Below are 19,478 nucleotides of genomic sequence, written 5' to 3'. Positions count from 1 at the left end.
TGACTACGATAAGATGCCTTATCTTAGCTTTATCCCGTATTAGCATACCTTTCGGTATGTTATCCGTGTGTATAGGGCAGGTTACCCACGCGTTACTCACCCGTCCGCCGCTAGGTTCCAAGAGCAAGCTCTTTTCCCCTCGCTCGACTTGCATGTGTTAGGCACGCCGCCAGCGTTCATCCTGAGCCAGGATCAAACTCTCAAAATAAACTTCGTTTATGTCGCCAACGAAATTCTAACGAATTTCCGTTGCTCAAAATAAACTTTGGCTTCGTATTTATATCTAACCTACTGTTTAGTTTTCAAAGTTCAATTTCCACTCAACATTACTGCTGAGGACAAGTATTAATATACCATCTTTCTTTTTAAAAGTCAACAGTTTTTTAAAAATTTATTTTGCTATTTTATCAGCATAGCTTTTTTGATAGTTATATTCCTGTTTACGAACTCTTTTAACTCTCTTAATATGTCTTTTAGGTTTTAAATCCGATAAAGCACTCATATAGAAAAAAAACATAATTTGAAATACCATTGCAACAATGCAAATTAAACAGACCCAATTTATCAACATTTTTATTATATACCTCTCTTTGTAAATTTTATTCACTTCACAAAACAAACCATCCCCTACTTTGATTTACATTCTATATTTTAACATACATTCCTGCTTTTATTTATACATAAATTAATCCAAATTTCATCATTTTCTGCAAATGAGAAAAAAGGCCTAGACTTTTCAGTCTAGACCCTAGCAACTCATTTACTAATTAATCTTGTTTTTGCTCTGTTATAGGCTTCATAGTAGGGAATAATATTACATCTCTTATTGAAGATGAATTCGTTAAAAGCATCATCAATCTATCTATTCCTATTCCAAGCCCGCCTGTTGGTGGTAAGCCCACTTCTAATGCATTTAAGAAATCTTCATCTAACATATGAGCTTCATCATCACCAAGTTCTCTTTGTCTTAATTGATCCATAAATCTTTGTCTTTGATCTATAGGATCATTAAGCTCTGAAAATGCATTTGCTATTTCCCAAGTATTTACAAAAGCTTCGAATCTATTTGTTATTGCAGGATTTTCTGGATTACGTTTTGCAAGAGGCGAAACCTCAACTGGATGATGTGTTATAAATGTAGGTTGAATTAAATGTTTTTCTGCATATTCTTCAAATAAATCATTTATAACTTGCCCTCTAGTCATTTCAGGTTTTATTTCTATTCCTTTTTGTTTTGCTATTTCTATTGCCTCTTCATCTGTTTTGATTTCACTAAAGTCAACACCTGCGTATTTCTTAACAGCTTCTTCCATAGTCATTCTATTCCATGGCGGAGTTAAATCTATTTCTGTTCCTTGATAATTTATTTTAGTAGTTCCAAGAGCCTTCTCAGCTGCATAAGCTACTATATTTTCAGTTATTCTCATCATATCCTCATAATCAGCATAAGCTTGATATAATTCTATGGCAGTATATTCAGGATTATGCTTTATAGACATACCTTCATTTCTAAACATTCTTCCCATTTCATATACTTTTTCAAATCCGCCAACTATCAACCTTTTTAAGTATAATTCATTAGCTATTCTCAAATACATATCTATGTCCAATGTATTGTGATGAGTTATAAAAGGTCTTGCAGCAGCTCCTCCTGCTATAGTATTAAGAATAGGAGTATCTACTTCTAAAAATCCTCTATCATCAAGATATTCTTTAATTGCTTTTATCGCTTTATTTCTAATTAAAAAAGCCTTTTTTACTTCTGGATTTACTATAAGATCAACATATCTTTGTCTATATCTTAAATCAGGGTCTTTAAGTCCATGGAACTTCTCTGGAAGTATTTGAAGAGACTTACTTAAAAGAATTACTTCATTAGCTTTTACAGATATTTCTCCTCTTTTAGTTTTAAATACCTCTCCTTTTACTCCAACAATATCTCCTATATCGTATGTAACAAATAATTCGTAATCTTCTTCTCCAATTCTATCTTTTCTAACATAAACCTGTATTCTTCCTTCTTGATCTTGTACATCTATAAATGAAGCTTTTCCCTGTACCCTTTTGCTCATTATACGTCCAGCTATTGAAACTTCTTTTCCTTCTAGTTCTTCAAAATTGTCTTTTATATCTATGCTGTGATGAGTTAAATCATACTTTTCTATTTTAAATGGGTCTTTTCCCATTTCTTGAAGTTTTGCCAACTTCTCTCTTCTTATTTTGAGCATTTCATTAAGACTTAGTTCTTCATTATTCATTTTAATTCCCTCCAAATTATCTTCTTATTTCTAAAATTTCAAATTTAGCTATTCCATCAGGAACCTCAACTTCCACTACATCTCCTACTTTTCTTCCTAAAAGAGCTTTTCCAACAGGTGATTCATTTGAAATTTTAAATTCATAAGGATCTGCTTCTGCTGAACCTACTATTGTATACTCTACCTCTTCATCAAAATCCATATCCTTAACTTTTACAATAGAACCTATAGTTACAACACTTAAATCAACCTTACTTTCATCGATAATAACTGCTTTTCTAAGCATATTTTCAAGTTTTAGTATTCTTTCTTCAAGTTGTGCTTGTTCATTTTTTGCCTCATCATACTCTGAGTTTTCAGATATATCTCCAAAAGATATAGCTACTTTTATTCTCTCAGCTACTTCTTTTCTTCTAACAGTTTTTAAAAACTCCAACTCATCTTCTATTTTTTTATACCCTTCTTCCGTTAGTAAAATCTCTTTATTGTTATCCATGGCCCCTACATCTCCTTTTTATCAAATTTAATCCATTTATATAATAGCAAAAATTTATATCTTATTTTACCAGTTGCGCAATATTATAAATTACTATTTTTCCTATGTCAAGGATTGTTCTAAATAAGTCTTCAATTTATTGACAACTTCTTCATAACTTTCCAATCTATTTATTTCGTCTCTTACCTTAGCAGAACCCTTAAGACCTTTTAAGTACCAACCTAAATGTTTTCTCATTTCCCTTATAGCTACATATTCTCCATTTTCTTCAACAGCCATATTTAAATGTCTTATAGCTGTATTTATTTTTTCTTCTAATGTAGGTAAAGGTAAAATTTCACCTGTTTTAATATAATGAGCAACTCTTTTAAATATCCAAGGATTACCTTGAGCTCCTCTTCCAATCATAACAGCATCACAATTTGTTTGGTTTATCATTTTTACAGCATCATCTACATCAAATATATCTCCATTTCCTATAACTGGAATAGACACTGCATCTTTAACCTTTGCAATTATATCCCAATCAGCTGTTCCAGAGTAATATTGTTCTCTAGTTCTTCCATGAACTGCTATAGCACTTATTCCTGCTTCTTCTGCTATTTTCGCTATTTCCACAGCATTTACATTTTTTTCGTCCCAACCTTTTCTAATTTTTAAAGTTACAGGTTTTATTGAATTTTTTACTACTTCTTTTAATATATCTTTTGCAAGCTTCGGGTTTTTCATAAGTGCTGATCCATCTCCATTTTTTACAATTTTAGGAGCTGGACATCCCATATTTATATCTAAAATCTCATTAGGGTATTCATTTAATATATACGCAGCTTTTGCCATAAATTGCACTTCTGATCCAAATATTTGAACGTTAACTGGATGTTCTTTTTCATCTATTTTAAGCATAGATTTAGTATTTTCATCATCATAACAAAGAGCTTTTGCGTTTATCATTTCCGTATACAAAAGTCCGCAATTCATTTCTTTACACAATATTCTAAAAGGTAAATCTGTAACTCCAGCCATGGGAGCTAAAAACACTTCATTTTCTATATATACACTTCCAATTTTCATAAAACCACCTTCTAATCTAAATTAACACAAAAGGAATTGGGTTGATAAAACCCAATTCCTTTATATTTATTCCCTATTTCTATCATATATTATTCTAAGTCCATCTAATGTCAAAAATTTATCTACATAATCTATACTTCTTGATTCTGATGCTATTAAATTAGCAAGACCTCCCGTTGCTACAACTTTAACATCTTTGTTTTTAAGTTCATCTTTCATCATATTTACTATCTTATCCACAAGTCCTGCATATCCATATATTATACCAGATTGCATAGCAGAAACTGTATTTTTACATATAGTCATTCCAGGCTTTATCAGTTCAACCCTAGGAAGCTTAGATGCTTTTTGAAATAAAGCTTCACTAGAAATTTTAATTCCAGGAGAAATAGTTCCACCTAAATACTCTCCTCTTTCAGATAATGCACAAAACGTTGTAGCTGTTCCAAAATCAACCAATATAAGAGGAGCTCCATACTTTTCGTATCCTGCAACTGCATTTACTATTCTATCTGCTCCTACTTGTTTTGGATTATCGTATTTAATATTTATACCTGTTTTTATCCCAGGCCCTACTATTAATGGTTCTTTTTCACAGTATTTTCTCGCAAAATTTTCAAGAGAATGCATCACATTAGGAACTACAGAAGAAATTATAACATCATTTATATCATTAATGCTCAATCCTTCATATTTAAACAACTCATTTATCAACATTCCATATTCATCAGATGTCTTATCTTTATTCGTACTAATTCTCCAATGATTTATTAACTTCTTTCCTTTGTAAACTCCCAATACTGTATTTGTATTTCCTACATCAAATACAAGCAACATACATTAACCTTCTTTCTTATTTTTTTATCAATTTAAGCCCTCTCATAACTCCTGTAACAATTAAAATAGCAACTATTATTTCCGGTATTCCATGAGTTATTCCAATACCTAATATTACTTTTCCTACTGAATTTATATCTGCACCTATAGCTTTAACAAATTTAACTCCATATAATAAATAAATCATAGAAAGAACTCCTATTGTATTAGTAAGAGTTCCAACAGCTCCTGTTAAAGCTACAGATATAGTCTCGCTTTTAAATGCGCATTTAATCCATTTATATGCATAATAAGATACTATACCTATTAATATTCTTGGAACTATAGAAACCAAAGGATTCCAAAACACAAACGACACTGGTGTTGGATTTGTTATACTTTGAATTAAACTAAATATACCAAATATAAGTCCAACAGCTGCTCCAACTAATGGTCCCTCAATTAACGCTCCAATAATTACTGGTATATGCATTATAGTAGCCTTAGTTGGTCCAACAGGAATAAACCCAAGCGGCGTCATACCCAGCACTATGGAAATAGCTCCCAACATTCCTATAACAGTCATTCTCTTTGTAGATAAACTTCTTGCAGCAATCATTTAATACACCTCCGTTCCAGCTCTTTACGATGCCGGACTATTTTTATTTTTTACTCTAAAAAACAGTCAAGCTCCAAATGGATGCTAGCTACAACTATTTAATTTTATCAATATTATATATAAGTTTCAACATTATATTATTTTTTAATACTGAAAAAAATCTTTATAACAAGGTATATCAAGAACACTTTGAGCATTTTTCACTCCATTTATTATACTTTTTTCCATAACTTGAACAGCTAAAGTACCTACTACATTCACATCAGCTTCAATTTCTCCTGTAGCTAAAGTAAATATCGTATCTCCATCAAGCATTGTGTGTATAGGATTAATTGCTCTTGCATATCCATCATGAGCCATTTGTGAAATTTTAGTGCATTCATTCTTATTTAACTTTGCATTCGTTACTATAGCTCCTATTGTCGTATTTTGAATTGAAAAATCTTTACAAGTTAAACCTCTTTTCATCGCTTCAAACGTATTTATAAATAGTCTTTTATCATCATCAAGCGCTCCAGCAATTATATTTCCATTTTCATATACATCTCCAAATGGATTTACTGCGACAATTGCACTTACAACAAGACCATTATCAAGACATATTGAATAGCTTCCTACTCCACCTTTCATCGAATAATCAATACCTCTAAACTTTCCAACAGTAGCCCCACATCCTGCACCATAATTACCTTGTTTTAATATATTATCAGAAGATAGCTCACAAGCTTTATATCCCATATTAAAATTTGGTCTCGCTCTGTAATCTCCTAAATGTAAGTCAAACAAAACTGCACCTACCACTATTGGAACCTTTGTAACCCCTACATCAAATCCTATATTCCTTTCTTCTAAATATTTCATAACTCCACATGTAGATTCAAGCCCAAATGCAGATCCTCCAGATAGTACTACAGCATGAACCTTATCTACTAAATTTATAGGATTTAAAAGATCTGTTTCTCTAGTTCCCGGAGCAGAACCTCTTACATCTACTCCACAAACAGCTCCTTTTTCACATATTATAACAGTACATCCAGTCAAACCTTTATTGTCTTCAACTTGTCCTACTTTTATACCTTTCACATCTAATATATTATTAAACATAATTTTTATCCCCTCTTATCGATACTTCTCCAGATATTAATTCTTCCTTTACATTATTATCATTAATTATTACAAGATTTCCATTTTCAGTTATATCAATACATTTAACTTTTCTTTTTTCATCTCCCTTTAAAACATAAACATACTTCCCAATAATAGCTGAATTTTGTTTGCATATTTCAATACATTCTGTTTTATCTTTGTTTTCAATGTAATTTGAGTACAAACGCTCAAATTCTTCAAGTATTTCTTTTAATATATCTATTCTCTCTAAATTATATCCTTCTTTTCTTATAGATGTCGCCATACTTTTTACATTTTCAGGAAAATCTATAGTTTTTACATTCATTCCAATTCCAACTACAACATAATTTATCCTATCTATTTCAGCTCCAAGTTCCGTTAAAATTCCACTTACTTTTTTATTATTAATTATAATATCATTTGGCCATTTTATTAAAGAATCAACCCCTAATTTTTTAAGTCCTTTTACAATACTAGCCCCTGCTATTTGAGTTATAAAAGAAGCTTCATAAGGATATATATCTGGCTTTAATATTATACTGACCCATATGCCATCACCTTTAATAGAATGCCAATATTTCCCCATTCTTCCTCTTCCTTTTACTTGTTCTTCTGCTATTATAATTGTACCTTCTTTGACATCTTTAGCTATTTCTTTTGCGTAATCATTAGTTGAACCTATAGAATCAAAATATACTATTTCTTTACCTAATAAACTCGTACTTAAATTGTATTTAACTATTTCTGGAGTTAGCAAATCTGGACATTTTACTATTTTATATCCTTTTTTAGTTACAGATTCTATTTCATACCCTTGTTTTTTTATATTCTTTATATGTTTCCAAACTGCAGTTCTAGTTATTCCAAGTTTTTCAGATATTTCTTCTCCTGATACAAACTCTTTATTTTTATCTAAAAGAATATTTAATATTTTTTCCCTCATTTTTCCAACCTCTTTTCAAATTTATCACTTATCAAAAACTATATCAAAAGAATTTCTAAAAAAAAAGACGGAAATCCGCCTTTTTATCCAAAGAAACTTAAAAGCACACCTGCTGCTACTGCAGAACCTATAACCCCTGCAACATTAGGTCCCATGGCATGCATCAAAAGAAAATTACCCGGATTTTCTTCTTGCCCTACCTTATTAGAAACTCTAGCAGCCATGGGAACTGCTGAAACTCCAGCTGAACCTATAAGAGGATTTATAGGGCTCTTAGAAAACTTATTTAATACCTTAGCAAGTAAAACCCCACTTGCAGTTCCTACCATAAATGCAATTACTCCTAAAGCAAATATCTCTAAGGTTTCGATAGTTAAAAAATTTTCTCCTTTAGCAGTAGCACCTACACTCAATCCTAAAAATATTGTAACTATATTTATAAGCTCATTAGTAACTGTCTTTGAAAGTCTATCTGTTACTCCACATTCTCTAAACAAATTACCAAGCATAAGCATTCCTATTAACGTAGCTGCTGTAGGTAATATTAATGAAACAAGTATTGTAACGAGTATAGGAAATATTATTTTTTCTTTTTTTGAAACAGTTCTAAGCTGTTCCATTTCTATTTTTCTTTCTTCTTCTGTCGTCAAAGCTTTCATTATCGGTGGCTGAATTATAGGAACTAATGCCATATAAGAATAAGCAGCAACAGCTATAGGTCCAAGTAATTCAGGCTTCAATTTTGTAGTAAGAAATATTGCAGTCGGCCCATCAGCTCCCCCTATTATCCCAATAGATGAAGCCGCTTGTGCATCAAATCCTAAAATTATAGCACCTATGAAAGTAAAAAATATCCCAAACTGAGCAGCAGCTCCTAAAAGCAAACTCTTAGGATTTGAAATAAGAGGACCAAAGTCAGTCATAGCTCCTACACCCATAAAAATAAGTGGAGGAAATATGCCTAGTTCATCTCCTTTGAATAAATATTTAAGAAGTCCTCCCGGAAATTTAGTTAAAAAATCTACATTAAATATTCCTTTTTGAGCATTAATTGCTGCTTCTTGAGTATTTATAGTATGAAATTTAATTAAATTTTCTGGCTCTGCCATCAAACCTGCTAAAGGAAGATTTGCAAGAATCATCCCAAATGCTATAGGCACCAATAAAAGAGGTTCATATTCTTTGGCTATTGCTAAATATAATAATGTACAAGCAAGTAATAACATTATAATTTGTCTAAATTCAATATTGTAAATTCCTGTGCTTTGTATAAAATTAAATATAACATCCCCCATGGGTAGTCCCCTTTCTTTTTTATTTTAAAACAATAAGTACATCCCCTGCATTTACAGATGAACCTTTACTTACATTTATAGATTCTACAGTTCCATCAGAAGGCGCCATTATTTCATTTTCCATTTTCATAGCTTCAAGTATTATTAAAACTTGACCCTTTTTCACTTTATCTCCCTGATTTACTTTTATATCATTTATAGTTCCAGGCATTGGAGCTTTTATTGAATTCCCCCCCTGTGAAACTGATAAATTATTATTCACTTGAGATTTTGCTTCCTGTTTAGGAATTATCTTTTCCGAATCTGTTTTTATGTCTTTAATTTGTACATTTTCTTTTATTTCTTCAACTTCAACTTCATAACTAATCCCATTTACTTTGACATTAAATTTCTTTATCATTTTTTTACCTCCCAACACAATATTACTTATTAAAAAAATTAAAATTATTCATCTGTTCTATCCTACCATTTTTGCTCCAATTACTTTCCTCATCTTTTACTCTAACTATATTTCTAACTACTATATTATTTGTACTAGTTCCCAACGATGCAGCTATAACAGCACTTATAACTGCTATTAATTCCTTATTATCCTTACTATCCTTATTTTTATTAACTTTTTTTGTTTCTTTTTTATCTTGAGTACATATCAATCTATTCATTATGTTTAGTGAAAAAGATATAATAATTAAAACTAAAAATACTATAACCATAGATATTCCAGTTACCAATAAGGTCCCTATTATTTTCTGTGAATTGGTCAAAATATGTATATCATTTTTCATAATATCAATTAAATTCATTTTTTCACCTTCTTATTTTTAAAGTGGAATATTTCCATGCTTTTTAGGAGGTCTACTTTCACGTTTAGACTTTAACATATCAAAAGCATCACAAAGTCTAATTCTAGTCAATGCAGGCTCTATAATATCATCTACAAATCCTCTTTCAGCAGCTTTATAAGGAGTTGCAAATTCATCTTTATATTCTTTTATTTTCATTTGCCTTACTTCTTGAGAATTATCTGCTTCTTTTATTTCTTTTCTAAAAATAATATTAGCTGCTCCTTCAGGTCCCATAACAGCAATTTCCGCACTAGGCCATGCATATACTAAATCAGCTCCCATATCTTTAGAACACATAGCAAGATAAGATCCTCCATAAGCTTTTCTAACTATTATCGTAACTTTTGGAACAGTTGCTTCACTATAAGCGTAAAGCATTTTTGCTCCATGTCTTATAATTCCTCCATATTCTTGAGCTGTTCCCGGTAAAAACCCTGGAACATCTACAAAATTTAAAATAGGTATATTAAAAGCATCACAAGTTCTAATAAATCTAGATGCTTTATCTCCTGCATTTATATCTAAACATCCAGCCATATATGTAGGTTGATTTGCAACAATACCTATAGATTCTCCATTTATTCTAGCAAATCCCGTTATTATATTTTGTGCAAAATAAGGTTGTACTTCAAAAAAATATCCATTATCAACTATTGATTTTATTATTTCTTTCATATCATAAGGCTTATTAGAATTTTTTGGAATTATAGTGTTTAAATTATCTACTACTCTATTAGGATCATCTCCAACTTCTAATTTTGGAGCTTTTTCCATATTATTAGAAGGCAAAAAACTTAAAAGCGTCCTAATATCCGAAATGCATTGTTCATCATTTGAAGATATAAAATGCGCAACTCCAGATGTAGTATTATGAGTCATAGCTCCTCCTAAATCTTCAGCACTTACATCTTCTCCCGTAACAGTTTTTATAATTTGAGGTCCTGTAATAAACATTTGACTAGTTTTATCTACCATAAATATAAAATCCGTCAATGCAGGTGAATAAACAGCTCCCCCTGCACAAGGTCCCATTATAGCAGATATTTGAGGTATAACTCCTGAAGCTATGGTGTTTTTATAAAAAATTCTTCCATACCCAGATAAAGCATCTACTCCCTCTTGTATTCTAGCTCCACCCGAATCATTAAGTCCAACAATAGGAGCACCCATCTTAAGAGCAAGATCTATTACTTTTTCTATTTTTTTAGCATGCATTTCTCCAAGAGAACCTCCTACAACAGTAAAATCTTGAGCAAATGCATAAACTAATCTTCCATCAATTTTTCCATATCCAGTTACAACACCCTCTCCTGGAGCATTTACCTTATTCATTCCAAAATTAGTACATCTATGTTTGACAAAAGCATCAAGTTCAACAAAACTCGCTTCATCAAATAATAAATTAAGTCTTTCTCTCGCAGTTAACTTCCCTGCATTATGCTGTTTTTGTATTCTTTTTTCCCCACCACCTAATTCTATATTTTTTCTCTTTTCACGAAGAACATCTAATTTTTCCATAATTAATACCCCCTAAGCGCTTTTACATTTAAACTCTTGTGCTTAAATTTAAGCACAAGAGTTTAAATTACTTTCTTTCACTTAATTCTAATAATATTCCATGAGTGCTTTTTGGATGACAAAATGCTATTTTAGCTCCACCAGCCCCATATCTCGGCTTTTCATCTATCATTCTATATCCCTTTGATTTCACTTCTTCTATTGCTTTCTCTATGTTATCAACTCTAACAGCTATATGTTGTATCCCATTCCTTCCACCATTTTTTTCTATAAATTTCGCTATGGGACCATCTTTTGAAGTTGATTCCAACAACTCTATCTCTGTATCTCCAACTGGCAAAAATGCTACCTTAACTTTTTGATCTTCTACTATTTCAGTACCTTCACATTTTATTCCCAAAACTTCTTCATAAAATTTCAAAGTTTCTTCAAGATTACTAACCGCTATACCTATATGATCAATTTTACTAACATTCATTTCAAATCCCCCTTTTAAAAATCTTTTATAATTTTACTTAATATATTCTCACTTACCGTATACGGATCAAGCTCTTTATTCAAAGTTTTAATTATCATATTTTCTATTTCTTTTTCACTTTCTATATTTTGAATTTTCTTTTCTATTTTTCTATGTATTATTTCTTTTATTTCAGATTTATTTCTTTCCAACATCTTTTCTGTTAATTTTCCACTTTTCTCTTGATAATTTTTATGTTTCATAATATTTTCCAACAATTCATCTATTCCCTTACCTTCACTTGAAATTGCCATGGAAACTAAAGGTCTAAACTCCCAATCTTTTTTAAAATCAAGCATCATCTCTATTTCAATTAAAGTTTTTTTAGCTCCTTCTTTATCACTTTTATTTACAACAAACACATCTCCAATTTCCATTACACCAGCTTTTATAGCTTGTATATCATCTCCTAATCCAGGAACCATTACCATAACTGTAGTATCAGCAGTCTTTACTATATCAACTTCAGACTGTCCTACCCCTACAGTTTCGACAAAAATATAATCACAACCATAAGCATCCATAACTTTTATAGCTCCATATGTAGCTTTTGAAAGTCCACCAAGATATCCTCTAGTACCCATCGAACGTATAAATACTCCAGAATCAGAATTTAAATCACTCATCCTTATCCTATCCCCAAGTATAGCTCCTTTAGTAAAAGGACTTGTTGGATCTATAGCTATAATTCCAATTTTTTTATCTTGTTCTCTAAGTTTTTTTGCCAATTTATTTGTTAAAGTTGACTTTCCTGCTCCAGGCGGTCCTGTTATGCCTATTACATAAGCTCCTTTTGCATTTTTATGTATATCTTTTAATAAATCTAAATAACCCTCACTTTCATTCTCTATTATTGAAATAAGCCTTGCACAAGCTCTCTTATTTCCTTTTAATAATTGTTCAATAAGATCCATATTTTTCACAACCTTATCAAACGATTTCTCTTTTTATATTTTGTCTTATAAAGTCAATTGTTACAGAAGTAGGAGTTCCAGGAGTAAAAATCTCTGCTATTCCTTTTTCCTTTAAATATGGTATATCATCATCTGGAATAACCCCTCCACCTATTACAAGAATATCATCATACACTCCTTCCTCTTTCAAAAGATGAACTACCTTTGGAAGAAGAGTATTATGAGCTCCAGATAATATACTCATAGCTATAACATCAACATCTTCTTGAATTGCTATTTGAACAATCTGATCTGGTGTTTGTCTAAGTCCCGTATATATAACCTCCATACCTGCATCTTTAAGAGCTCTTGCAATAACTTTTGCTCCTCTGTCATGTCCATCAAGTCCAGGCTTTGCAACCAATACTCTTATAGGTCTCATACCTATTCCCCCTTTTATATTAAATCATTACACTTTGCTTATATTCGCCAAATTCTTCTCTCATAACACCACATATCTCACCCAAAGTTGCATACACTTTAACCGACTCCAAAATATAAGGCATTAAATTTTCATCTCCTCGACAAGCTTTTCTAAGCGTCTCTAATTTTTCATGTACTTTATCATTATCTCTTCTCTCTTTTAAATCTTTTAACTGTCGTTTTTTCTTTTCTCCTACAGAAAGGTCTACTTTTAAAAGATCTTTTGGAGGTTCTTCTTCTATCTTGAACTTATTCATACCGACTATTATTCTCTCTCCACTTTCCACTTCTTTTTGATACCTATATGCACTTTCCATTATCTCCTGTTGCATATATCCTTTATCTATAGCCGCTGGAGAACCTCCTAATTCATCTATTTTATTTATTATTTTCATAGCTTCCTCTTCTATTTTATTAGTTAAACTTTCAACATAATAAGAACCTGCAAGTGGATCTATAGTATCTGCTACACCACTTTCATAAGCTACTATTTGTTGAGTTCTAAGAGCCGTTCTAACTGAATCTTCTGTTGGAAGAGCTAATGCTTCATCTTTAGAATTAGTATGTAAAGATTGAGTTCCACCTAAAACCGCTGCAAGAGTTTGTATTGCAACACGAACAATATTATTTTCAGGTTGCTGAGCTGTTAAAGTAGAACCACCTGTTTGAGTATGAAATTTGAGCATTAAAGATTTTGGATTTTTAGCACTAAATCTATTCTTCATTATCTTAGCCCAAAGCCTTCTTGCAGCTCTAAACTTAGCTACTTCCTCTAATAAATCATTATGAGCATTAAAGAAAAATGATAATCTCGGCGCAAAATCATCAACATTAAGCCCAGCATCTATCGCTGCATTCACATAAGCAATCCCATTAGATAAAGTAAAAGCCACCTCTTGAATAGCAGTAGCTCCTGCTTCTCTTATGTGATAACCCGATATACTTATAGTATTCCATTTCGGAACATTTTTTGAACAATACTCAAATATGTTAGTTATTAATCTCATCGAAGGTTTTGTCGGAAATATATATGTACCTCTTGCAACATACTCTTTAAGTATGTCATTTTGAATAGTTCCTCTAAGTTTGTTCATAGGCACTCCTTGCTTTTCAGCAACTGCTATATACATTGCTAAAAGTACAGATGCTGGAGCATTTATAGTCATAGATGTAGAAACCTTATCTAGTGGTATTCCATCAAATAACATTTCCATATCTTCAAGAGAATCTATTGCAACTCCAACTTTTCCTACTTCTCCTTCTGAAATAGGGTCATCTGAATCATATCCCATTTGAGTAGGAAGGTCAAAAGCAACAGATAATCCCATCGAACCTTGTTCAATCAAGTATTTATATCTTTTATTCGATTCTTCTGCAGTAGCAAAACCTGCATACATCCTCATAGTCCAGAGTTTTCCTCTATACATTGTAGGTTGTACTCCTCTAGTAAAAGGATACTGCCCTGGAAAACCTAAATCTTCATTATATTCTAAATTTTCTATATCTAAAGGTGTATAAATTCTATTTACTTTTTCATTTGAACCTGATAAAAATTCTTCCTTTCTTTCAGGAAATCTAGACAAAGCTTTTCCTAAAGTTTTTTCTTCCCACTCATTAAAAGTATTTTGCAACTTTTCATTGTCATTGCAACTCATCGACCACTCCCCCTTATGTAAAATTATGAAAGTTTGCGAATTTAAAATTTCATAAAAAATTTTCATGAAATTTAAATTGCATGTTATAAATAATTTCTACATTTTTTAACTAAATCCTCTTTGTTTTATCGCAATTTCTATAGCATTATTAAAGGCACAATTCATCCTCCAAAACAAATACACGAGGTTTGATTGTGCCTTTATATTTATATTAAATATAAACCCAAGTTATTCATATTTATTTTTTCTTTTTAAAAATCAAATATATCATTTTCATCATCTAATGGAAGCTCTTTATTAAATGCTTTTTTAAATTGCTCTGAATCAAGAGTTTCATATTTTAAAAGAGCTTTAGCGACATAATGAAGTTTATCTATATTTTCACTTAAAAGTTTTTTAGTCATACTATAAGCTTCATCTACTATCCTGCTTATCTCTCTATCTATTTCTGAAGCAATCTCTTCTGAATAATTTCTTCTTGTAGTAAAATCTCTTCCTAAGAAAACCTCATCAGAACTATCTCCAAACGTCATAGGTCCAAGCTTTGGACTCATTCCGTATCTTGTAACCATGGCTCTAGCAATACTCGATACTCTTTCCAAATCATTTTGAGCACCAGTTGATATATCTTCAAGAACAAGTTGTTCTGCAACTCTACCTCCAAGAAGCACTACAAGATTTTCTTCCATTTGTGTTTTAGTTGAATAATATTTATCTTCAACTGGAAGTTGCATAGTAAATCCTCCAGCTCTTCCTCTTGGTATAATTGTCACCTGATGAACAGGATCTGTATCTGGAAGAAGTTGTGCTGCTACAGCATGACCTGCTTCATGATATGCAGTCAATTTTCTTTCCTTCTCACTTATAACTCTAGTCTTTTTAGCTGGACCAGCTACAACTTTAATTATAGCTTCTTCTATCGTTTCCATTCTAATTTTCTTTTCTTTTCTTCTAGCTGTTAAAATAGCAGCTTCATTCATAAGATTTTCAATATCTGCAGGAGTAAATCCCGGAATTCTCCTAGCAATAACTTTAAGATCTACATCAGTAGCTAACGGCTTATTTCTAGCGTGAATCTTAAGTATAGCTTCTCTACCTCTTATATCTGGTGTTCCAACTACTACCTGTCTATCAAATCTACCAGGGCGAAGTAATGCAGGGTCTAATATATCCGGTCTATTTGTTGCCGCCATTATTATTATTCCCTCATTCACTCCAAAACCATCCATTTCAACTAGTAATTGGTTTAATGTTTGTTCTCTTTCGTCATGTCCTCCACCAAGACCTGCTCCTCTTTTTCTTCCAACAGCATCTATCTCATCTATAAATATAATACAAGGAGAATTTTTCTTAGCTTGATCAAATAAGTCTCTAACTCTAGAAGCTCCGACCCCTACAAACATCTCAACAAAATCAGAACCACTTATGCTAAAAAATGGAACTCCAGCTTCTCCTGCAACAGCTCTTGAAAGATAAGTTTTACCTGTTCCAGGAGGTCCTACCATTAATATACCCTTAGGAATTCTAGCTCCTAATTCTATATACTTTTTAGGATTTTTAAGAAAATCAACAACCTCTTGAAGTTCTTCTTTTTCTTCTTCAAGCCCTGCAACATCTGAAAAAGTAACTTTGGATTTTTCATCACTTTTATGAAGTTTGGCTCTTGATTTGCCAAAATTCATAACTCTGCTTCCTCCGCCTTGAGATTGTTGCATAAACACAAACCAAAATACAACAAATATAAGTATCATGAATATAGAAGGTAATATTTCAAAAAACCAAGGGGTACCAGGTTCTGGCTTTCCAGTTAACACGAGCTTCCCTTGAGAAACTTGCTTTAAAATAATATCTGAAAGTTTATCTTTACTAACCGGATAAGGAATATATGATCTAAATTTTTGATTAGTATTTTTTATTTTTCCTTCTATTACCTCATTTGTAAATGTAAGCTCTGAAATATTTTCTTTAACTAGTTCTTGATAAACCTTTGAAAAATCCAAATTTTTTATTTCTTGAGTAGGTTTACCGTAAAGTTGAACTATTGAAATTATTATTAAAAATACAAGCAAATAAAAAGTTGCTCCTTTAAATAATTTCTTCAAATAGAGCCCTCCTTTCTTTCCTGTCAACAATATTAATTTATTCTATCATAAATAAAAATTCAATACAATATCACTCAACTACAGAAGTTTGAAACTCACTTTTAATATATTTTTAGTACCTTTATCAATTTTGTAATCTTCACTCATTCTATACCCTATAACCCAAATTATTCCTTTTTCATCTACTAATATAGGTATCTTATCTCTATCTTCTCTAGGTATTTTCAAATCTATAAATAAATCTTTTATTTTTTTACTTCCCCCCAATCCCAAAATTTTTATTCTATCACCATTTTTTCTATTTCTTATTAAAAGATCTCCACAAACTTTATCTGCATCAAAACATTTAGTGTACTTATCATGCGTAATATTTTTCATTTCTTTTACACTCAATATTTTACTTTCAACAATAGCATTTAATTCCTTTACCTTTATGTACCCACTTTTAGGAAGTTTATAATTGTAATTTATTTTTTTTTCTACTAATTCCTCATTAGTAAATATAATATTTCTATTCTTTTTATATACTCTAATCCCTCTAGGCAAATCTATTCTAGTATCTGTCTTACTTTCAAAAAACAAACTAATTACATCTTCTATATGTTTTTGTTCTATGCCTTTAATATCTCCCAATATAAAATCAATAGACTTTCTTATTATCCTATTTTTAATCGCTTTATGAAATTTTAAAAACTTATCTATATCTAAACTTATAATGTTTTGAGACTTTTTTTCACATACTTGCTCAAAAGCACTATTTGCTTGTTCTTCTATATAATCGCTATCTTCTCTTAATAAATTTGCCATTCTAGCTATAGATTCCTTTAAGTTTGGATTGAAATTTTCACTCATATAAGGTATTAATTTTAATCTTATTTTATTTCTAACGTATATATCCTCTAAATTAGTATGATCTATTCTAGGATTTAAATTATTTTCTTCACAGTATTTTTCTATTTCTTCTCTAGATACATCTAAAAGAGGTCTTATAATTCCATCATCTCTTTTATATTCTATTCCTTTTAATCCCTGAAGACCTGTTCCTCTCATCATTCTCATAAGCACAGTTTCAGCTTGATCATTGATATTATGAGCAATAGCTATTTTATCTGCATTTATTTTTTCTTTTATTTCAAAAAACATATTGTACCTTAAAATTCTCGCTCCTTCTTCTAATGACAAATTATTTTCCTCGCAATACTTTGGTACGTCTATAGCCCTTATAAAACAAATTATCCCCATAATATCGCAAATCTTTGCAGCATACATAGCATCCTTTTGAGCTTCTATTCCTCTTATTTTATGATTTAAATGAGCTGCATATATCTTTATATTAAATTCATCTTTTAAATAATTTAAAATATGTAAAAGACAAACAGAATCTGGGCCTCCTGAAAGCCCTAATATAACTTTATCTCCATCGTTTAATAAATTATGCCTTTTTATAGTATCTCTTACCTTATTTATAATCATTTTTATCCCTCTTATATTATAGTTTTTAAATAATATCTATAAATATCTTTGTACATATCTATATTTTCAACGAAATCCAGATAAAACTGACTACTAAAAGTATTATTTCTTCTAAAATACTCTTTAACATCATATGGTTCCATATTATATTCTATTAATATTCTCTGCAAATCATCTTTATAAATATTACTTAAATAGTGAAAATATATTCCCCTTATATACATTTCTTTATAATCACTTGAACTTCCTTTTAAATACATATCTATTAATGATTTATACTTATCATAAATAACTGAATACATGTATTCAGTTGAAATTAAACTATCATAACTCCTATTTGATTGTGCACATATAAAATAATCATATCTAAAATTCAATTCTTTCATTAAATCTATAACTGCTTTTATTTCGCCTCCATTCAAATACGAATATTTCTTTATTTTATAGTACAAAATTTTTTCTTCATGGTCTAAACCTGAGAATACATTTTTTTCTTCTTTATGAAATACAGTTAAATAAGGAAATTGTTCTATTTCTTCTCTTAAATATTTCTTTTGTTTCATATTTTTTATTATTCCCAAACTATCCAATGTATACATAAGTTTTTCTTTTCCATTAAATTTTAAAAATAAAATTGTAGAAGACGTAATTACCATTGTCATCATAAGCATAGTTAAAACTACAATTAATCCTATATTCTTATCATTAGACTTCAAAAAATCACCTCAATACAATTTATCTTCCCATCCATATTTTATAATAACAAATAAAAACAATAAAAGGTAGTGTAAATTACACCACCCAATCAATTATCTAATTAATTTTTATATTTATTATATTTTTACCTTCAAACAATCCAGATATATTTATATCGTAATTTATGTTTATATCAATATCCGTTAAATCATGTTTTATTTCTACATCTACAGATTTAGTAAGTATTTCAACTGAAAAATCACCATGTGCAGTTCTATATCTTGTTTTAAATCTTTTTCCTTTTTCAAAAATTAATTCAGAATTATTTTTTCCAAATCTTTTCATAGTTATACAATTATCTAAAACTTTTAAAGTTGTAGTAGTTCCAGCCATTCCTGATATTTCTGATTCTTCGTAAACTATATATGTTGCTCGATTTTTTTTATAAACTTTCCCCTCTGTTATAAGTTCTATGCTGTCTTTTTGTCCTTTTAAATCTATTTGACAAGTTTTCATCTTAATCATAACTTCTCGGTTCATCATCTCAGCTTTATAAAATCTATAAAAATTATAGATTTTATTCATACACTCAATATTTTTACAAATATTAGTGTACATAATAGCATATCTCTACAATGCTATACCGCAAGCCAACGGTACTTTTGTTCAC

19 protein-coding genes and 1 rRNA gene are annotated in these 19,478 nt (G+C 30.5%); all 20 read right to left on the bottom strand.

Going from position 1 to position 19,478, the window contains the following annotated elements:
• Positions 1-208, bottom strand: a 16S ribosomal RNA gene (locus BUA19_RS10210); the annotation flags it as partial.
• A 559-nt stretch (positions 209-767) separates the two neighbouring features.
• The gene (gene lysS / locus BUA19_RS10200; protein WP_072726194.1) at positions 768-2,258 is read right to left on the bottom strand and encodes a lysine--tRNA ligase; all 1,491 of its coding nucleotides are present in this window, start codon (positions 2,256-2,258) and stop codon (positions 768-770) included.
• A 16-nt stretch (positions 2,259-2,274) separates the two neighbouring features.
• Positions 2,275-2,754 (bottom strand): transcription elongation factor GreA, encoded by a 480-nt coding sequence (greA, locus tag BUA19_RS10195; RefSeq protein ID WP_072726192.1) that lies wholly within the window; start codon positions 2,752-2,754, stop codon positions 2,275-2,277.
• Between the two features lie 102 nt (positions 2,755-2,856).
• Positions 2,857-3,825 carry a tRNA dihydrouridine synthase DusB gene (gene dusB / locus BUA19_RS10190; protein WP_072726190.1) on the bottom strand — a complete coding sequence of 323 codons (969 nt, stop codon included), beginning with the start codon at positions 3,823-3,825 and terminating at the stop codon, positions 2,857-2,859.
• Between the two features lie 66 nt (positions 3,826-3,891).
• Entirely contained in the window at positions 3,892-4,662 is a 771-nt protein-coding gene (locus tag BUA19_RS10185) for a type III pantothenate kinase (protein WP_072726188.1), read from the bottom strand.
• A gap of 16 nt (positions 4,663-4,678) precedes the next feature.
• The gene (locus BUA19_RS10180; protein WP_072726185.1) at positions 4,679-5,260 is read right to left on the bottom strand and encodes an ECF transporter S component; all 582 of its coding nucleotides are present in this window, start codon (positions 5,258-5,260) and stop codon (positions 4,679-4,681) included.
• 144 nt (positions 5,261-5,404) lie between these two features.
• A complete protein-coding gene (locus BUA19_RS10175; RefSeq protein ID WP_072726183.1) occupies positions 5,405-6,364 on the bottom strand; it encodes a P1 family peptidase in 960 nt (319 codons plus the stop codon).
• Positions 6,357-7,331, bottom strand: coding sequence for a biotin--[acetyl-CoA-carboxylase] ligase (locus BUA19_RS10170; RefSeq protein WP_072726181.1), 975 nt, complete (start codon positions 7,329-7,331; stop codon positions 6,357-6,359). Before BUA19_RS10170 ends, BUA19_RS10175 begins: the two co-directional genes overlap by 8 nt.
• 83 nt (positions 7,332-7,414) lie before the next feature.
• Positions 7,415-8,626: a sodium ion-translocating decarboxylase subunit beta gene (locus BUA19_RS10165; RefSeq protein ID WP_072726179.1), complete on the bottom strand. Its 1,212-nt coding sequence runs from the start codon at positions 8,624-8,626 to the stop codon at positions 7,415-7,417.
• 19 nt (positions 8,627-8,645) lie between these two features.
• A complete protein-coding gene (locus BUA19_RS10160) occupies positions 8,646-9,026 on the bottom strand; it encodes a biotin/lipoyl-containing protein (protein WP_330389086.1) in 381 nt (126 codons plus the stop codon).
• Between the two features lie 22 nt (positions 9,027-9,048).
• Positions 9,049-9,429, bottom strand: a complete 381-nt coding sequence (locus BUA19_RS10155; protein ID WP_072726177.1) for an OadG family protein — start codon at positions 9,427-9,429, stop codon at positions 9,049-9,051.
• Between the two features lie 18 nt (positions 9,430-9,447).
• The gene (gene mmdA / locus BUA19_RS10150; protein WP_072726175.1) at positions 9,448-10,989 is read right to left on the bottom strand and encodes a methylmalonyl-CoA decarboxylase subunit alpha; all 1,542 of its coding nucleotides are present in this window, start codon (positions 10,987-10,989) and stop codon (positions 9,448-9,450) included.
• A 67-nt stretch (positions 10,990-11,056) separates the two neighbouring features.
• On the bottom strand, positions 11,057-11,467 hold the full coding sequence (gene mce, locus BUA19_RS10145; RefSeq protein WP_072726173.1) for a methylmalonyl-CoA epimerase: 411 nt from the start codon (positions 11,465-11,467) through the stop codon (positions 11,057-11,059).
• A gap of 14 nt (positions 11,468-11,481) precedes the next feature.
• The gene (meaB, locus tag BUA19_RS10140; protein ID WP_072726171.1) at positions 11,482-12,420 is read right to left on the bottom strand and encodes a methylmalonyl Co-A mutase-associated GTPase MeaB; all 939 of its coding nucleotides are present in this window, start codon (positions 12,418-12,420) and stop codon (positions 11,482-11,484) included.
• A 16-nt stretch (positions 12,421-12,436) separates the two neighbouring features.
• Complete coding sequence (locus BUA19_RS10135; RefSeq protein ID WP_072726168.1) at positions 12,437-12,841, bottom strand: cobalamin B12-binding domain-containing protein; 405 nt, start codon at positions 12,839-12,841, stop codon at positions 12,437-12,439.
• A 19-nt stretch (positions 12,842-12,860) separates the two neighbouring features.
• Positions 12,861-14,537, bottom strand: a complete 1,677-nt coding sequence (locus BUA19_RS10130) for an acyl-CoA mutase large subunit family protein (protein WP_072726163.1) — start codon at positions 14,535-14,537, stop codon at positions 12,861-12,863.
• 251 nt (positions 14,538-14,788) lie between these two features.
• Positions 14,789-16,639 (bottom strand): ATP-dependent zinc metalloprotease FtsH, encoded by a 1,851-nt coding sequence (gene ftsH, locus BUA19_RS10125; RefSeq protein WP_072726161.1) that lies wholly within the window; start codon positions 16,637-16,639, stop codon positions 14,789-14,791.
• A 78-nt stretch (positions 16,640-16,717) separates the two neighbouring features.
• A complete protein-coding gene (gene tilS / locus BUA19_RS10120) occupies positions 16,718-18,112 on the bottom strand; it encodes a tRNA lysidine(34) synthetase TilS (protein ID WP_072726159.1) in 1,395 nt (464 codons plus the stop codon).
• Positions 18,113-18,123: 11 nt separating this feature from the next.
• Positions 18,124-18,828 carry a hypothetical protein gene (locus BUA19_RS10115; protein ID WP_072726157.1) on the bottom strand — a complete coding sequence of 235 codons (705 nt, stop codon included), beginning with the start codon at positions 18,826-18,828 and terminating at the stop codon, positions 18,124-18,126.
• 97 nt (positions 18,829-18,925) lie between these two features.
• Positions 18,926-19,426, bottom strand: a complete 501-nt coding sequence (locus BUA19_RS10110) for a DUF1934 domain-containing protein (protein ID WP_242939283.1) — start codon at positions 19,424-19,426, stop codon at positions 18,926-18,928.
• Positions 19,427-19,478: the final 52 nt, after the last annotated feature.

The organism is Tepidibacter thalassicus DSM 15285 (genome assembly GCF_900129915.1).
Taxonomy (GTDB): Bacteria; Bacillota; Clostridia; order Peptostreptococcales; family Peptostreptococcaceae; genus Tepidibacter; species Tepidibacter thalassicus.
The sequence above is the reverse complement of the archived record's forward strand: the minus strand, read 5'-3'. Positions and strand labels throughout refer to the sequence as shown.

What these genes read in the sequence shown, in the direction of transcription:
- lysS (WP_072726194.1), bottom strand. Translation starts at nt 2,258, where the DNA reads ATGAATAATGAAGAACTAAGTCTTAATGAAATGCTCAAAATAAGAAGA.
- greA (WP_072726192.1), bottom strand. Translation starts at nt 2,754, where the DNA reads ATGGATAACAATAAAGAGATTTTACTAACGGAAGAAGGGTATAAAAAA.
- dusB (WP_072726190.1), bottom strand. Translation starts at nt 3,825, where the DNA reads ATGAAAATTGGAAGTGTATATATAGAAAATGAAGTGTTTTTAGCTCCC.
- BUA19_RS10185 (WP_072726188.1), bottom strand. Translation starts at nt 4,662, where the DNA reads ATGTTGCTTGTATTTGATGTAGGAAATACAAATACAGTATTGGGAGTT.
- BUA19_RS10180 (WP_072726185.1), bottom strand. Translation starts at nt 5,260, where the DNA reads ATGATTGCTGCAAGAAGTTTATCTACAAAGAGAATGACTGTTATAGGA.
- BUA19_RS10175 (WP_072726183.1), bottom strand. Translation starts at nt 6,364, where the DNA reads ATGTTTAATAATATATTAGATGTGAAAGGTATAAAAGTAGGACAAGTT.
- BUA19_RS10170 (WP_072726181.1), bottom strand. Translation starts at nt 7,331, where the DNA reads ATGAGGGAAAAAATATTAAATATTCTTTTAGATAAAAATAAAGAGTTT.
- BUA19_RS10165 (WP_072726179.1), bottom strand. Translation starts at nt 8,626, where the DNA reads ATGGGGGATGTTATATTTAATTTTATACAAAGCACAGGAATTTACAAT.
- BUA19_RS10160 (WP_330389086.1), bottom strand. Translation starts at nt 9,026, where the DNA reads ATGATAAAGAAATTTAATGTCAAAGTAAATGGGATTAGTTATGAAGTT.
- BUA19_RS10155 (WP_072726177.1), bottom strand. Translation starts at nt 9,429, where the DNA reads ATGAATTTAATTGATATTATGAAAAATGATATACATATTTTGACCAAT.
- mmdA (WP_072726175.1), bottom strand. Translation starts at nt 10,989, where the DNA reads ATGGAAAAATTAGATGTTCTTCGTGAAAAGAGAAAAAATATAGAATTA.
- mce (WP_072726173.1), bottom strand. Translation starts at nt 11,467, where the DNA reads ATGAATGTTAGTAAAATTGATCATATAGGTATAGCGGTTAGTAATCTT.
- meaB (WP_072726171.1), bottom strand. Translation starts at nt 12,420, where the DNA reads ATGGATCTTATTGAACAATTATTAAAAGGAAATAAGAGAGCTTGTGCA.
- BUA19_RS10135 (WP_072726168.1), bottom strand. Translation starts at nt 12,841, where the DNA reads ATGAGACCTATAAGAGTATTGGTTGCAAAGCCTGGACTTGATGGACAT.
- BUA19_RS10130 (WP_072726163.1), bottom strand. Translation starts at nt 14,537, where the DNA reads ATGAGTTGCAATGACAATGAAAAGTTGCAAAATACTTTTAATGAGTGG.
- tilS (WP_072726159.1), bottom strand. Translation starts at nt 18,112, where the DNA reads ATGATTATAAATAAGGTAAGAGATACTATAAAAAGGCATAATTTATTA.
- BUA19_RS10110 (WP_242939283.1), bottom strand. Translation starts at nt 19,426, where the DNA reads ATGTACACTAATATTTGTAAAAATATTGAGTGTATGAATAAAATCTAT.